Here is a 14694-nt window from a genome sequence, read left to right as displayed (position 1 = left end):
AGCGCCTATCTTGTCAGGGTATGTCAAAGGCGTCCTCACCCCTTCTCCCCCAAATCTTCCGAGACTGGTTCAAAGGCCGTGGCTGGGAGCCCCGCGAGCATCAGCTGGAACTTCTCGCCAAGGCGAAGGAGGGCCGCTCCGTGCTGCTCGTGGCGCCGACGGGAGCGGGCAAGACCCTTGCCGGCTTCCTGCCCAGCCTCGTCGAACTTGCGGAGCGGGAACCCGGTCGGGGCACGGCGAAGGACAGGCGCGGACTCCATACCCTCTACATTTCGCCCCTGAAGGCGCTCGCCACCGATATCGCCCGCAACCTCGAAGCGCCGGTCCAGGAGATGGGCCTTCCCATCCGGATCGAGACCCGCACGGGCGACACCCCATCCCACAAGCGGGCGCGCCAGATCGAGCGTCCCCCGGATATTCTGCTGACGACCCCTGAGCAGTTGGCGCTGCTTCTCGCCCATCGCGAGGCGGGGGAGTTCTTCAAGGACCTGCGCCGTGTCGTCCTGGACGAGCTGCATTCCCTCGTGACCTCGAAGCGCGGGGATCTCCTGTCGCTCGGGCTCGCGCGGCTCATGAGCATCGCCCCGCAGGCAACAGCCGTTGGGCTCTCCGCGACCGTGCGCGAGCCGGACGATCTGCGGCGCTGTCTGGTGCCGCAGCGGCAGCAGGAGGCGAGCCTCGCCGATCTCGTCGTGGTGAAGGGCGGGGCGCAGCCCGATATCCGCATGCTGGAGCTCGAAGAGCGCCTGCCGCTGGCCGGTCACACGGCCTCTCTGTCGATGCCCTCGATCTATCAGCTCATCAGGGAGCATCGGACGACGCTGGTCTTCGTCAACACGCGCCTGCAGGCGGAATACACGTTCCAGGAACTCTGGAAGCTCAATGATGATGGTCTCGCGATCGCGCTTCATCACGGGTCGCTCGATGTGGCGCAACGCCGCCGGGTCGAGGAGGCGATGGCGGCGGGACTGCTCAAGGCGGTGGTGTGCACCGCGACCCTCGATCTCGGCATCGATTGGGGGGATGTGGATCTCGTCGTGAATGTGGGGGCGCCGAAGGGCGCATCGCGCATCATGCAGCGTATCGGCCGGTCGAACCATCGCATGGACGAGCCGTCGCAGGCCTATCTCGTACCGGCCAACCGCTTCGAGATCCTCGAATGCCGCGCTGCGTTGGACGCCGTGCACGAGGCCGCGCAGGATACGCCCGACGCCCGGACCGGCGCGCTCGACGTGCTCTGTCAGCATATCCTCGGCATGGCCTGCGCCGATCCGTTCAGGCTCGAGGAGCTTTACGAAGAGGTGCGTTCGGCAGCGCCCTATGCGGGCCTCACCTGGGAGGATTTCGAGGCTTGCGTCGCTTTTGTCGCTACTGGCGGCTATGCCCTTCGCGCCTACGAGCGCTTCGCCAAGATCGTGAAGGGCAATGACGGCCTCTGGCGCGTGCGCGACGGCAAGATCGCGCAGCAATACCGCTTGAATGTCGGCACCATCGTCGAAGCCACCATGATCAAGGTCCGCCTCGGCAAGACGTCGCGGGCAAGACCCGGGACCGTGCTGCCGCGCGGGCGCATTCTCGGGGAGATCGAGGAATACTTCGCCGAGACCCTGACGCCCGGCGACACCTTTCTCTTCGCCGGCGAGGTGCTGCGCTTCGAGGGGATCGCCGAGGACGAGGTGCTGGTCACCCGCGCCGCGTCCGGAACGGATCCGATGATCCCCTCCTACGAGGGCGGCAAGTTCCCCCTGTCGACGTTTCTCGCGGCCCGCGTGCGCGAAATCCTGGCAGATCCCTTCGAATGGGATCGCCTGCCTCCGCAGATGACCGAGTGGCTTCTGCAGCAGCGCCGCCGCTCGCTTCTGCCCGGCCCGCGCGATCTTCTCGTGGAGACCTTTCCGCGCGGCAACCGCTTCTACATGACCTGCTTTCCTTTCGAGGGGCGCCTTGCGCACCAGACCCTCGGCATGCTGCTCACCCGGCGCCTGGAGCGTGCGCGGCTGAAACCTCTCGGCTTCGTCGCGAACGATTACGGCATCGCCGTTTACGCCTCCGGCGATATCGCCGCACGGGCGGCGCGGGAACCCGCCTTCCTGGACGAGCTGTTCTCCGAGGACATGCTGGGCGACGACCTGGAGGATTGGCTGGCGGAATCCGCGCTGATGAAGCGCACCTTCCGCCAATGCGCCGTGATCGCCGGATTGATCGAGCGCCGCTTCCCCGGCGAACACAAGACCGGGCGGCAGGTCACGGTTTCGACCGACCTCGTCTACGATGTGCTGCGCAAGCACGAGCCCGATCACGTGCTGCTGCGCGCCGCCCGGGCGGATGCGGCAACGGGACTCCTGGACGTGAGGCGCCTCGGCATGATGCTTCAGCGCATCCGGGGGCGAATCATCCACAAACCGCTCGACCGGGTTTCTCCCTTGAGCGTGTCCGTCATGCTGGAGATCGGCCGTGAGCGCGTCTATAGCGACAACGCGGACGAGATTCTGGCCGAGGCGGAAGCGGCGCTTCTCGACGAGGCTTTGGCGTGACGGCATTGCGAAAGAACAAACAGACAACCCACGAGATCGAGCTGGCGGGGCAGCTGGCCCTTCTGGACCTGAGCGGCGGCCTGTATCTGCCGGCCCATGATGCGCTGCTGGTGGCCGACCTGCATTTCGAGAAGGGCTCGTCCTTCGCGCGCCGCGGCATGATGCTTCCGCCCTATGATACGCGCGAGACCCTGGGCACCCTGGTCGACGTGGTGGCGCGCTTCAATCCGCGCGTCGTGGTCGCGTTGGGGGACAGCTTCCACGACATCGGCGGGCCCGAGCGGCTCGGCGACGAAGAGCGCTCTGCTTTGAACAGCGTCCAAGCCGGTCGCGACTGGATCTGGGTCACGGGCAATCACGATCGCATCCTGCCCGAAAGCATCGGCGGTCAGGTCGTGGAGGCAACGACGTTCGGCTCCCTGACACTGCGGCACGAGCCGGTTGCGGGAGAGGAAGCGGAGATTGCAGGGCACCTGCATCCGGTCGGCAAGGTGGTGATGCGCGGGCGCGCGACGCGCCGGCGCTGCTTCCTGACGGACGGCACCCGCTGCATCATGCCCGCGCTCGGCGCCTATGCCGGTGGCCTCAACGCCTGCGATGCCGCCTTCAAGCCGCTCTTCCCGAAAGGGTTCACGGCCCATCTCATCGGAACCGAACGCATCTTCGCCATCGCGAAGGCGATGCTCTGCCGGGACTGAACGAACCCGCTCAATCGCGCCGGAAGATCACGCTGGCGAGCCAGCCGAACGCGATGGCAAGCAGGGCGGTGGCGAGGCCGTAGAGCAGCGACCAATCCCGTGCCACGGCGCCGACCTGCTCCTCGAACCCGGTCTTCACCAGCTCGAAGTGGGTGACGGTGCTCGCCAGGATCACCGTGTCGGCGAACAGGACGACCTGCACGTCGTATTCGCCGGGCGGTGCGGTCGCAGGCAACGGGATGCTGGCCCGGAAGATGTCGGGCGTGAGAAACGTCACCCCGCGTTCTTCCTCCAGATAAAGCCCTTCCCGTGCCTTGAGGCGATAGAGCGCGTCGCGAAACTCCTTGTCCTCGCCATCTCCGCGCTCATTGGTGATATCCGGGGCGCTGATGATCGCTCTCAGGCCGATCTTCTGCCTCTGGCGCAACTGATCGCTCGTGATCTCCTCGATCGGCTTCGAGCTCAGGACGCTCAGATAAGCGGGGGCCTGCGGGAACTTCTGCTGGTCCTGATTGATCCAGACAGGGCCCAGTTTCTGCTTCTCACGCACGGTGAGAAACTGCCGCGGTCCGCGGGCCGTGACGACCACGTCGTAGCCCGTGGCGCGCGCGATGGTTTGCGCATCCCGCTCGATGGCGCCGAAGACGGCAATGGATGTCCCCGTGTAGTTCGAGTTGATGAGGACCCGATGGCTCGACAGGGACGTGATCAGCGTTTCCGCCGAGGCCGAGCTCAGGAAGGCGAGCGTGATCGAGAGGATGTAGAGGACTCTCACTGACGACGCTCCTGCACCGTGAGCGAGAACGGCTCGCGGGGCTCGACGACGAGTTCCAGGGCAAAGCGCAGGCCTACGGCGAGCAGCAGGATGGCGAGGAGGAAACGGAACATGTCCGCGCGCAGGTGGCGCCCCATGCGCGCGCCGAACTGCGCTCCGAACACGCCGCCGACGATGAGCAGGATCGCCAGCACCATGTCGACCGCCTGGTTCATCACCGCGTGCAGAATGAGGGCGACGAGGGTGGTGCAGACGATCTGGAACTGGGAGGTGCCCACGACCACGTTGGTGGGCACGCGGAAGATGTAGAGCAGCGCCGGCACCACGATGAAGCCGCCGCCGATGCCGAGCAGCGCGCCGGCAAAGCCGATGAACAGCGACAGCAGCAGGATCGGGATCACGCTGACATAGAGCTTGGAGCGGTAAAAGCGCATCCGCAGCGGCCAGCCGAGATAGGCCGCATGCTCGCCGGCCTGGCGCCGCAGGCGCACGCTGCCGCCTTTGCGCTTGTGCCAGAACTCGCGGATGCTCTCTTTCAGCATCAGGCTGCCGACCACCGTGAACAGGGTCACGTAGGAGACGACGATGACCAGATCGAGCTGGCCGGCCCGGCGGGCGGCGGCGAAGAACCAGACGCCGAGCGCCGAGCCGACGAAGCCGCCGGCCACCAGGATGGCGCCGAGCTTGTGATCCAGCGCGTTGCGGCGCAGCGCGCCGAGCACGCTGGTGGTGGAGGAGGCGACGATCTGGGCCGATTGGGTGGCCACGGCCACGGCGGGGGGAATGCCGAGGAAGATCAGGAGCGGGGTCATCAGGAACCCGCCGCCGATGCCGAACAGCCCGGAGATGAAACCCACCGCTGCACCCATCCCGAGGATGAGAAGAACGCTTACGGGCATTTCAGCGATCGGCAGATAAATTTGCACTCCGGATCCCCTTGGCCGGTGCAGTCACGGCTTGGTTACAATGATGCGTTGGGCGGTTTAAAGGACGAGGGATGAACGTAAGCTGACCGCATCGGGTTCGGCCTCAACTTCTCTTATTCCAGGTGCCTTCCAACGCTGCCGTCCGTCCTCCTGAGGCAGCGGGGTCTCTGTTCGCGAAAGGATCGACGGGCCGGGGCTGCCATCGTTCGATCGAAGATTCCGCGGCTTTTCTCTCGGAGGCGCTGAGCCGTCCAGCGAGTTCGTCGCGTTTCTTGGCGGCATCGGCATCGCCCTGAGCGGCGGCGAGGGCAAGCCACATGTAGGCTTTCGCAATATCCTGTTTGGCCCCGATGCCGCGGGCGAGGAGAACGCCCATGTTGAACTGGCTGTCCTTGAGACCGGCTTCGGCGGCCTCGCTGTACCAGCGGAATGCCGTCCCGTAATCGGGCTTGCCGTTGAGGCCCGACACAAGAAGCGTCGCGAGGTTGTGCATGGCGCGGATGTTGCCGCCCTGCGCCGCCCGTTCGTACCAGATCGCCGCCTGCTTCGGATCGCGTTCGCGACCGATGCCTTTTTCCATCAGCATGGCGAGCCTTTCCTGAGCCGGAGGGAGCCCGGCTTGGGCTGCGCGCTCGTAAAGACGAAGGGCCAGGGACATGTCCTGCGGGAGGTCGCGCCCTTCGGCGGCGCGGGAGGCGATCTCGTAAAGGGCCGCCGCGTCGCCGGTCAGAGCGGCCTCGCGGAGCGCGGGGGGGACGGCGGCGGGAATGTTCCCCACCGTTGCGGGGTCGACGAGGAATTTCGGCGCCGCGCTGACGGGGGGCGTGGCGGCTGCCGGCTCCATGGCCGCAGCCAGACTCGATGGCTGGAAGAGGTTCGTCTTCTCAGCCGGTGTGGCGATGCTCCCCGTCTCGGTGGTTTTATCGAAAGGCTGCGCCTCGGGAGCCGAGGCCGGCCGAAGAGCGCTGTCCGATGCGATCAGCGAGAGCGGAGAGGGAACGAGCCCGCTCGAGATGACCTGCGCCGTGCCTGTTGCCAGAACGACAAGGCCCAGCCCCAGGAGAAGCGAGCGGCGGTGCGCGTCGAGGCTTCGGCGGATGCGCTCCATGAGGGAGATCGGGGAGCCGGAGGAGGCTTCGTATGACTCCGGGCCTCCGAACTCCTCCACGGTCAGTTCTTCCTCGGTGTCATGCGTGTCAGCGGATTGATCCGCCTTGTCGGCCTGTGCGGCGCGGCGCGCAGCCGCGATGAAGCTCGCGCGCACCGTGCCGAGGTCTTCGTCCGCCGGCTGATGTGTCGTGGCCTCGGAGCCGGTCCGATCGGCGTACGCTTCGGGACGCGTCGTTGCGACCTCTTCGATCTGTGACAGGGTGACCGCATGAAGACGGCGCACAGCCGCCTCCAGACGATCCGCCTGGGGGATAGGCTCAGACGATGCGTCGGGGCTGGCGTGGCCGGGCAGGGGGGATCGGGGCTTGCCTGCGACCCGGTCCGGGAAGCGGGTGATGAGGGTCTCCAGGGCGCCGTGGATCGCGCGCAGGGTCTCGTGTGTGTTCTTGTCGGTACGGCTCTGCAAGGCCTTCAACTCGACAAACCCCTGCTTCAGGCTGTCGACATCGGCCGCAGCGAGTAGGTTCGGCTGAAGATCCTTCAACGCGGCCTTCGCGGCCCGCTCTGCAATTCCGGCCGCATCCGCCTGGAAATTGCGGAGACAATGCGTGGTTTCGTCGAGGATCTTCTGCAGGGGCTCTCCCGATTTCTGCGCGAGCCGTTCCGCGAGAGAGGCGATCTGCTGCTCGAGGGCATCGAGGCTCAACGGCACGGACGGAGCGCGATCGAGCTTCTCGTCGATGTTGCGCAGCATGTCCCTCACCGACGAGGTGTCCGCCTGCCGGCCGATCTGGCGAAGTTCCTCTTCGATCGTGTCGAACCGCTGCATCAGCGGCTCCTGCGAGAGAGGCTCCTTATCGGCAGCGGCTTGAACCTGAACGGACAGGCGTTCGATCACGGCATTGAGCGCATCGTTCTGGCGGAACCGGTTTTCGGACAGCTCGGCCATTCGGTCGGTTAGGAGCGCCAGCTGATCGGTGATCGGATCGAGATCCTTCGTCTCCGGCGCCGGACGGCTCGCCAGAGCGGCGAGATTGCGGCTCATGTTTTCCAGCTGCGACGGCACATCAGCCGCTTCCTGCACAGCAACGGTGCGGTTCAGAGCCGCGCACACGTTTTCGAGCGAAGCCCTAAGCTTAGAGAGGTCGCTGCGCTCCACCTGGTTGCTGCGAAGGTCCGCCACCTGGTGGGCGAGGGCGGTCACGTCCTGCGATAGCTTTTCGATCTGGCGCGGCTCCGCGCGCTGGGAGAGATCGTGACGCATGTCCACGATCTGACTGCTGAGGAAGTCGATCACGCTGCGATCGATGCCGGTTGCGGCAATCCGGTCGATCTTGGCTTTCAGCTCATCGATCTCGCCGCCGATGCGCTCGTGCAATGCGCCGCCGACGTTCTCCGAAAGGGCCTGGATCTGGCGATACATGGCCGCCGTCGATTGCGCGAGGATCAGGAGATCCTTGTTGGCTGGACCGCCGGCGATCTCCTTGGCGAGATCCTTCAGGATATGGCCGAGAGAGGCGATTTCCTCCTGCGTCGCCAGATTGTCCACGCTTGCGCGGAGACGCTCCATCTCGCTCCGGATCGCACCGATGGCGGGCATCCATTGCGTGTGAGGCTGCGCCTGCCGTTCGGCCGCGGTCTGACGCTCGACGGAGTCGAGACGGTCCCTCAAGGTGGAAAGGGCCTGCGAGAGAGCGGTTGCCATGCGGTCCTGGTGGTCGGCGGAGGCGCGGGCGGTTTCGTTCAAGCGCTCCTCTGTCTGTTCGATCCAGCCCGCCATGGATTCCAGCGCAATCGCGGTGCGGGACGCATGGTCCTGCGCCTGGCGCTCGCTTTGGGCCGCGACGGCCGCCATGAGAGTTTCGAAGGTGCGCTCCAGCTCCGGTCGCGCCGACCTTGATGGATGAAGGGTAGGGCGGCCCGGCGCCGGGGCTTCCGGCTTGCGCCCTTGCACGGAGGACGCTCGTTTGTCCTCCCTGTTCGCCAGAATGGCGGCCGTCCATTCCTCAAGGCTCAGTCCTGCCCGGCGGGCGGCGTCTTTGGCCCGTTCCCGGGCATCGAGATCCAGCTCGTCGAGGTGAGGAAGGACGTGGTGTCTCATAGCCGCGCTCGCGGGGGGATACTGGAACTCCTGGCCGGCTCTAAGCCCCCTGCATATGCCGGCCGCGACGCTCGCGAGATCTGAGATCGAGGCGAATCACATGGCCTCATGGGCACCCGAGCGACGATGCAACTTTCGGTCAACGTCGTAAAAAAGCCGTTAAAGGATCAGGCTTTAGCGCGGAATGTTCCCCTCTGAACGGGCAGTTTCCGCTTGGGCAGATTGCACGCAGAAGCGGGCTGAAAGGCTCGAAGCCGGCATTTCCTTAAAGCACTTGCTATCAACAGAGCTGTTGTACTATCATAACGTTACGGACAAAGTGCTGATCATATCAACAATAACTGACGGGGCATTCGATGAACCAAACCGTAACGGGTTCCAGTCACCACGAGATGGAGGAAGGGGCCAAGTTCTACACGATCGGAGATTTGGCGCGCGAGTTCGGAGTGACGTTGCGGACTCTGCGCTTTTACGAGGACCGTGGTCTTCTTTCTCCGCGTCGGGACGGCACTGCCCGCATCTATGACGCGCGCGATCGTGAGCGTCTCTCCGTGATTCTGAAGGGCAAGCAGCTTGGCTTCACCCTCACCGAGATCCGCGCCATGCTGGCCGAGGAGCGGTCCGCCAACGGACCCGCCATGAATCTCAAGCTGTCGCTGGATCAGGTCGAGGATCAAATCCGCCACCTGGAGCAGCAGAAGGCGGAGATCGAGAAGGCCCTCGAGGAGCTCAGGGCGCGCCGCGCCAGCCTCGCAATCGCCGCATAAGACCAGTCATTTTCGAGCCTTATTGATGAGCCTGGACGGCCGAGGATGATTTTCATCCGGCGCCGTCTGGGCTCATCTGCTTGAAGGCGTCGGCTCTCGGCCGCCGGTACCGTTCAGGAAGGTTTGGCAAGGTTTGGCCCGTCATTTGCGTCAAGCGCCGCCGGACCTGAACCCCTGTCCGTGTTCCAGGAGATTTTGCGCCCTACCTCTTTCCAAAAGAACTGGATGGTTTATATGTAAACTATCCCATGGGCTGGCTCGTTCGCATGGCGAGCCGATGCCAGCCGGCGATCCTGGAGGAAGAGCGAATGCCGGTTTACAAGGCCCCCGTCGAAGACGTCATGTTCCTCTTGAACGACGTCTTCCAGATCGAGCGTCACAACAATCTGCCGGGCTTTGCGGATGCCACGCCGGATGTGGTGGAGGCGATCCTCGCCGAGGGGGCCAAGCTCTGCGAGGAGGTTTTCGCCCCCCTGAACCGTCCGGGTGACCTCGAAGGCTGCACCCGCAATCCGGACGGCTCGGTGAGCACTCCGAAGGGCTTCAAGGATGCCTACGAGGCTTATGCGGCCGGCGGCTGGATGGGCCTGTCCATGCCGGAGGAATACGGCGGGCAGGGGCTGCCCTCGACGCTGAACACCATCATGCAGGAATTCGTCTCCTCGGCGAACCTGTCGCTCGGCATGTATCCGGGCCTGACCCAGGGCGCTATCGCGGCCCTTCTGGTTCATGGCACCGAGCAACAGAAGAAGACCTTCGTGCCGAAGATGGTGGAGGGCGCCTGGACCGGCACGATGAATCTCACCGAGCCCCATTGCGGCACGGATCTGGGGTTGCTCAAGACCAAGGCCGTTCCGAACGGTGACGGCTCCTACGCCATTTCCGGCACCAAGATCTTCATCTCCGCCGGTGAGCACGACATGGCGGAGAACATCGTGCATCTGGTCCTGGCCCGCATCGAAGGTGCGCCGGCGGGAACCAAGGGGATCTCGCTCTTCGTCGTGCCGAAGTTCCTCGTCGGCGAGGACGGCTCGCTGGGAGAGAGGAACGGCGTGTCCTGCGGCTCGCTCGAACACAAGATGGGCATTCACGGCAACGCCACCTGCGTCATGAACTACGACGGTGCCAAGGGCTGGCTCGTGGGTCAGGAGAACCGCGGCCTCAACGCCATGTTCGTGATGATGAATGAGGCACGCCTCGCGGTCGGCGTGCAGGGCCTGTCGCAATCCGAGGTCGCCTACCAGAACGCGGTCGCCTATGCGAAGGATCGCCTGCAGGGCCGTGCTCTCACCGGTCCGAAGTTCCCCGACAAGCCGGCCGACCCGATCATCGTGCACCCGGACGTGCGCCGCACGCTTCTGTCCATCAAGTCCTTCAACGAGGCCGCGCGCGCCCTCCTGGTCTGGACGGCGCTGAAGAGCGATATCGCGCATCGCTCGACCGACGCCACCGAGCGCCAGTCGGCGGACGACCACATGGGCCTCATGACTCCGGTCGTGAAGGGCGTTCTCACCGATCTCGGCTTCGAGAATGCCGTGAAGGCGCAGCAGATGTTCGGCGGGCATGGCTATATCGAGGAATGGGGCATGTCGCAGTTCGTGCGCGACGCCCGCATCGCCATGATCTACGAGGGCGCGAACGGCATCCAGGCGATGGACCTCGTCGGCCGCAAGCTCGGAAAAGACGGCGGCCGCGCCATCATGAGCTTCTTCAACGAGGTCGGAGCCTTCTGCCAGGAGAACGCCAGCGACGAGAACCTGAAGGGCTTCGTCACTCCCTTGCAGCAGGGATTAGGCCACCTGCAGCAGGCGACCATGTGGTTCATGCAGAATGCCATGGCGAAACCCGACAACGCCGGGGCTGGTGCAACTGATTACATGCACCTCTTCGGTACGGTCGCCATGGGCTATATGTGGGCCAAGATGGCGAAGGTTGCCCAAGCCAAGAAAGCCGAAGGAAATGGCGTTGCCGAGACAATGGATGCCAAACTGCTGACGGGACGTTTCTTCATGGAACGCATGATGCCGGAAACCGGCATGCGCCTAGCCCGCATCTCGTCCGGTGCGGATGTCACCATGGCAATGCCGGTGGACGCATTCTGATTGACCGGCGTTATCCCGGCGCGGAGCGCAGCGAAGAGCCGGGATCGCGCGACGAGTATAGCACTGAACTTCTGAAACGATCCCGGGTGGCGCTTCGCTTGCCCGGGATGATGCCACATCAATCGGGGAGGCCCCCATGGCCGATGCATTTATCTACGACGCCGTCCGCACGCCTCGCGGGCGTGGCAAGCCGGACGGCTCGCTTCACGAGGTTCCCACGGTCGATCTCGCCGTCACGGCGCTCGACGCAATCCGTCAGCGCAACGATCTCGACCCGATGCTCGTGGAGGACGTCGTGCTCGGCTGCGTCGACCCCGTTGGCGAGGCAGGCGGCGACGTCGCGCGCGCCGCGGCTCTGAAGGCAGGCTTCGGCAAGGAAGTGCCGGGCGTTCAGATCAACCGCTTCTGCGCTTCGGGCCTCGATGCGGTGAATTTCGCCGCCGCGCAGGTGATGTCCGGCATGAAGGACATCACCATCGGCGGCGGCGTCGAATCCATGAGCCGGGTCGGCATGGGCGCCTCCGGCGGCGCATGGCCGGTCGATCCGGGCATCGCAATTCCCAATTACTTCCTGCCGCAGGGCATCTCGGCGGATCTGATTGCGACCAAATACGGCTTCACCCGCGACGACGTCGATGCCTATGCAGTCGAGTCGCAGAAACGCGCGGCGAAGGCCTGGGACGAGGGTCGCTTCGCCAGGTCCGTGGTCCCGGTGAAGGACGTGAACGGTCTCACCATCCTGGCCAAGGACGAGCACATGCGCCCGGGCACCGACATGCAGTCGCTGGGTCAGCTCAAGGCCGCCTTCGTGCAGATGGGCGAGATGGGCGGCTTCGATGCGGTGGCGATCGCGGCACATCCGGATGTGGAACTCATCGACCACGTGCACCACGCGGGCAACTCGTCCGGCATCGTGGACGGAGCCGCCGCCGTCCTCGTCGGCTCGAAGGAGGGCGGCGCGAGAATCGGGGCGAAGCCCCGCGCGCGCATCAAGGGGTTCGCGTCCATCGGGTCGGATCTCGCCCTCATGCTCACGGGCCCCATCGACGTGTCCGAGCTTGCTCTCAGGAAGGCCGGCATGACGAAGGACGACATCGATCTGTTCGAGATCAACGAGGCGTTCTCGGCGGTGGTGCTGCGCTACATCCAGGCGCTCGATCTCGACCCGGCGAAGGTCAACGTGAATGGCGGCGCTATCGCCATGGGCCATCCGCTCGGAGCCACCGGCGCGATGATCCTCGGCACGGTTCTCGACGAGTTGGAACGCACCGATAAGCAGACGGCGCTGATCACACTGTGCGTCGCCGCCGGCATGGGCACGGCGGCGATCATCGAGCGGGTCTAAGAAACGGCGGGGACGGGAGAGAAACCATGACGAACTTCACCAATTTCCGCTTCGAGGTCGATGCCGACGGCATTGCGCTCGCCACCTGGGACATGAAGGACCGGTCCATGAACGTCATCACCACCCAGGTGATGGACGAACTGTCCCGGATCGTCGAGACGGTGGCGTCCGACGAGAGCATCAAGGGCTGCGTCTTCACGTCGGGCAAGGAATCCTTCTCGGGCGGTGCCGATCTCACCAGGCTCCAGGCCTCGAACGCCGAGTATATGCGTCTGGCCCAAGAGAAGGGCGAGGAGGCGGCAAACTCCTTCCTTTTCGAGGAATCGCGCAAGCTCTCATTGCTTTACCGGCGTCTCGAGACGTGCGGAAAGCCCTTTGCGGCCGCGATCCACGGGGTGTGCCTCGGCGGCGCCTTCGAGCTGGCGCTCGCCTGTCACTTCCGCGTTCTGTCCGATGCGGATTCCACGCGCGTGGGCCTGCCGGAGGTGAAGGTCGGGCTCTTCCCGGGCGCGGGCGGGACGCAGCGCGTCGCGCGCCTGATGCAGACCGGCGATGCCTTGCAGATGCTTTTCAAGGGCGAGCAGATCCGCGCGCTCATGGCGCGCAATATGGGTCTCGCCCATGCGGTCGCGCCGCGTGACCAGATCGTGCAGACGGCGAAGGACTGGATCAGGAACGGCGGCTCGGCGGTGGCCCCCTGGGATCAGAAGGGCTACAAGCTCCCTTCGAACAAGGTCTATTCCGCCGCCGGGATGCAGATCTGGCCCCCGGCCAATGCCATCTACCGCCGCGAGACGCAGGACAATTACCCGGCCATCCGCGCGATCCTGGAATCCGTCTACCAGGGCCTTCAGCTTCCGATGGATCTGGCCCTCAGGGTCGAGTCGCGCTGGTTCGCCAAGATCCTGCGTTCGAAGGAGGCGGCGGCGATGATCCGCACGCTCTTCATCTCCATGCAGGACCTCAACAAGGGCGCGCGCCGCCCGAAGGACGTGCCGCCGTCGTCCATCCGGAAGGTCGGAGTCGTCGGGGCCGGGTTCATGGGGGCGAGCGTCGCCTATGTCACGGCGAATGCGGGGCTTGAGGTCGTGCTGATCGACCGCGACGTCGAGGCGGCGGAGAAGGGCAAGGCTCATTCCCACAAGCTCATGTCCGACCAGATCATGAAGGGACGCGCCAAAACCGCGGATCGCGATGCGCTGCTCGAACGCATCAAGGCCTCGGCCGATTACGGCGATCTCTCCGATTGCGACCTCGTGATCGAAGCGGTGTTCGAAGATCCCTCGGTCAAGGCCGAGGTGATTCAGAAGGTCGAGGCCGCCATCCGTCCGGATTGCATCTTCGCCTCCAACACCTCGACATTGCCGATCACAGGCCTCGCCAAGACCGCGAAGAACGCAGCCCAGTTCATCGGCATCCACTTCTTCTCGCCGGTCGAGAAGATGATGCTGGTGGAGATCATCATGGGCAAGGAGACGGGCGACAAGGCGCTCGCCACCGCGCTCGATTATGTGCGCCTCATCAAGAAGACGCCGATCGTCGTCAACGACTCCCGCGGCTTCTTCGCCAACCGCTGCGTGCTGGCCTATATCCTCGAAGGCCACCTCATGTTCACGGAAGGGCTTCCGGCGCCCATGATCGAGCAGGCCGGCAAGCAGGCCGGCATGCCCGTGGGCCCGCTCTCGCTCAACGACGAGGTCGGCGTGGACCTGGGCCTCAAGATCCTGAAAGCCACGAAAGCGCAGCTCGGGGAGGCGGCGATCATTCCGCAGCAGGAGGAGCTGCTCACCCGTCTCGTGGAGAAGGAGGGGCGCCTCGGCCGCAAGAACCGGAAAGGCTTCTACGATTATCCGGAGGCGGGACAGAAGCGTCTCTGGCCCGGCCTCAAGGACCTGCAGTCGAAGCGCGTGGAGCCCGAACTCGTCGACATGCAGGAGCTGAAGCAGCGTCTGCTGGTCACGCAGGCACTGGAGGCCGCGCGGACCTTCGAGGAGGGCGTGATCACCGATCCCCGCGAGGCGGATGTCGGGTCCATCCTGGGCTTCGGCTTCGCGCCCTATACGGGTGGCGCTCTGTCCTACATCGACTTCATGGGCACGAAGGCCTTCGTGGCTCTGTGCCAGAAGCTGCAGGAAAAGCACGGCGACCGCTTCGCCCCGCCGCGCATCCTTCTCGACATGGCAGCCTCCGGGGACACCTTCTATGGCCGTGCCTCGGCGAAGAAGGCGGCCTGAGCCTCAGCGTCCATCGTCCTCACCGGCGCCCGGCCTGTGAGGACGATCGGCACGGCCCGGGGCTTCGAGCGGGAGGTCCGGGACAGCCCCCCGAAGGGAGGA

Annotated in this window: 9 protein-coding genes; 6 read left to right on the top strand and 3 right to left on the bottom strand. The window is 64.9% G+C overall.

The window, feature by feature from the left end; genetic code table 11:
* Positions 1-20 precede the first annotated feature (20 nt).
* Both ACS5Q0_RS14600 and pdeM read left to right on the top strand, forming a co-directional pair.
* Positions 21-2534 carry a ligase-associated DNA damage response DEXH box helicase gene (locus ACS5Q0_RS14600; RefSeq protein ID WP_473127378.1) on the top strand — a complete coding sequence of 838 codons (2514 nt, stop codon included), beginning with the start codon at positions 21-23 and terminating at the stop codon, positions 2532-2534.
* Positions 2531-3232 (top strand): ligase-associated DNA damage response endonuclease PdeM, encoded by a 702-nt coding sequence (gene pdeM / locus ACS5Q0_RS14595; RefSeq protein ID WP_473127377.1) that lies wholly within the window; start codon positions 2531-2533, stop codon positions 3230-3232. The genes ACS5Q0_RS14600 and pdeM overlap by 4 nt, the downstream gene beginning before the upstream one ends.
* Positions 3233-3242: 10 nt before the next feature.
* Here the strand turns inward: pdeM and ACS5Q0_RS14590 are convergent, their stop codons facing one another.
* From ACS5Q0_RS14590 to ACS5Q0_RS14580, 3 genes are all read right to left on the bottom strand, one after another.
* Positions 3243-4007 (bottom strand): TIGR02186 family protein, encoded by a 765-nt coding sequence (locus tag ACS5Q0_RS14590; RefSeq protein ID WP_473127376.1) that lies wholly within the window; start codon positions 4005-4007, stop codon positions 3243-3245.
* Positions 4004-4933 (bottom strand): sulfite exporter TauE/SafE family protein, encoded by a 930-nt coding sequence (locus tag ACS5Q0_RS14585; RefSeq protein ID WP_473127375.1) that lies wholly within the window; start codon positions 4931-4933, stop codon positions 4004-4006. The genes ACS5Q0_RS14590 and ACS5Q0_RS14585 overlap by 4 nt, the downstream gene beginning before the upstream one ends.
* A gap of 103 nt (positions 4934-5036) precedes the next feature.
* Positions 5037-8144 carry a hypothetical protein gene (locus ACS5Q0_RS14580; RefSeq protein WP_473127374.1) on the bottom strand — a complete coding sequence of 1036 codons (3108 nt, stop codon included), beginning with the start codon at positions 8142-8144 and terminating at the stop codon, positions 5037-5039.
* 356 nt (positions 8145-8500) lie between these two features.
* Between ACS5Q0_RS14580 and ACS5Q0_RS14575 the strand changes: the two genes are divergently transcribed.
* From ACS5Q0_RS14575 to ACS5Q0_RS14560, 4 genes are all read left to right on the top strand, one after another.
* A complete protein-coding gene (locus ACS5Q0_RS14575; protein WP_473127373.1) occupies positions 8501-8911 on the top strand; it encodes a MerR family transcriptional regulator in 411 nt (136 codons plus the stop codon).
* A 308-nt stretch (positions 8912-9219) separates the two neighbouring features.
* Positions 9220-11013, top strand: a complete 1794-nt coding sequence (locus tag ACS5Q0_RS14570; protein WP_473127372.1) for an acyl-CoA dehydrogenase C-terminal domain-containing protein — start codon at positions 9220-9222, stop codon at positions 11011-11013.
* Between the two features lie 136 nt (positions 11014-11149).
* Positions 11150-12358, top strand: coding sequence for an acetyl-CoA C-acetyltransferase (locus ACS5Q0_RS14565; RefSeq protein WP_473127371.1), 1209 nt, complete (start codon positions 11150-11152; stop codon positions 12356-12358).
* A 26-nt stretch (positions 12359-12384) separates the two neighbouring features.
* Positions 12385-14592 carry an FAD-dependent oxidoreductase gene (locus tag ACS5Q0_RS14560; protein ID WP_473127370.1) on the top strand — a complete coding sequence of 736 codons (2208 nt, stop codon included), beginning with the start codon at positions 12385-12387 and terminating at the stop codon, positions 14590-14592.
* Positions 14593-14694: the final 102 nt, after the last annotated feature.

Source organism: Microvirga sp. HS2 (genome assembly GCF_055792805.1).
This window is presented reverse-complemented; position numbering and strand designations above follow the sequence as displayed.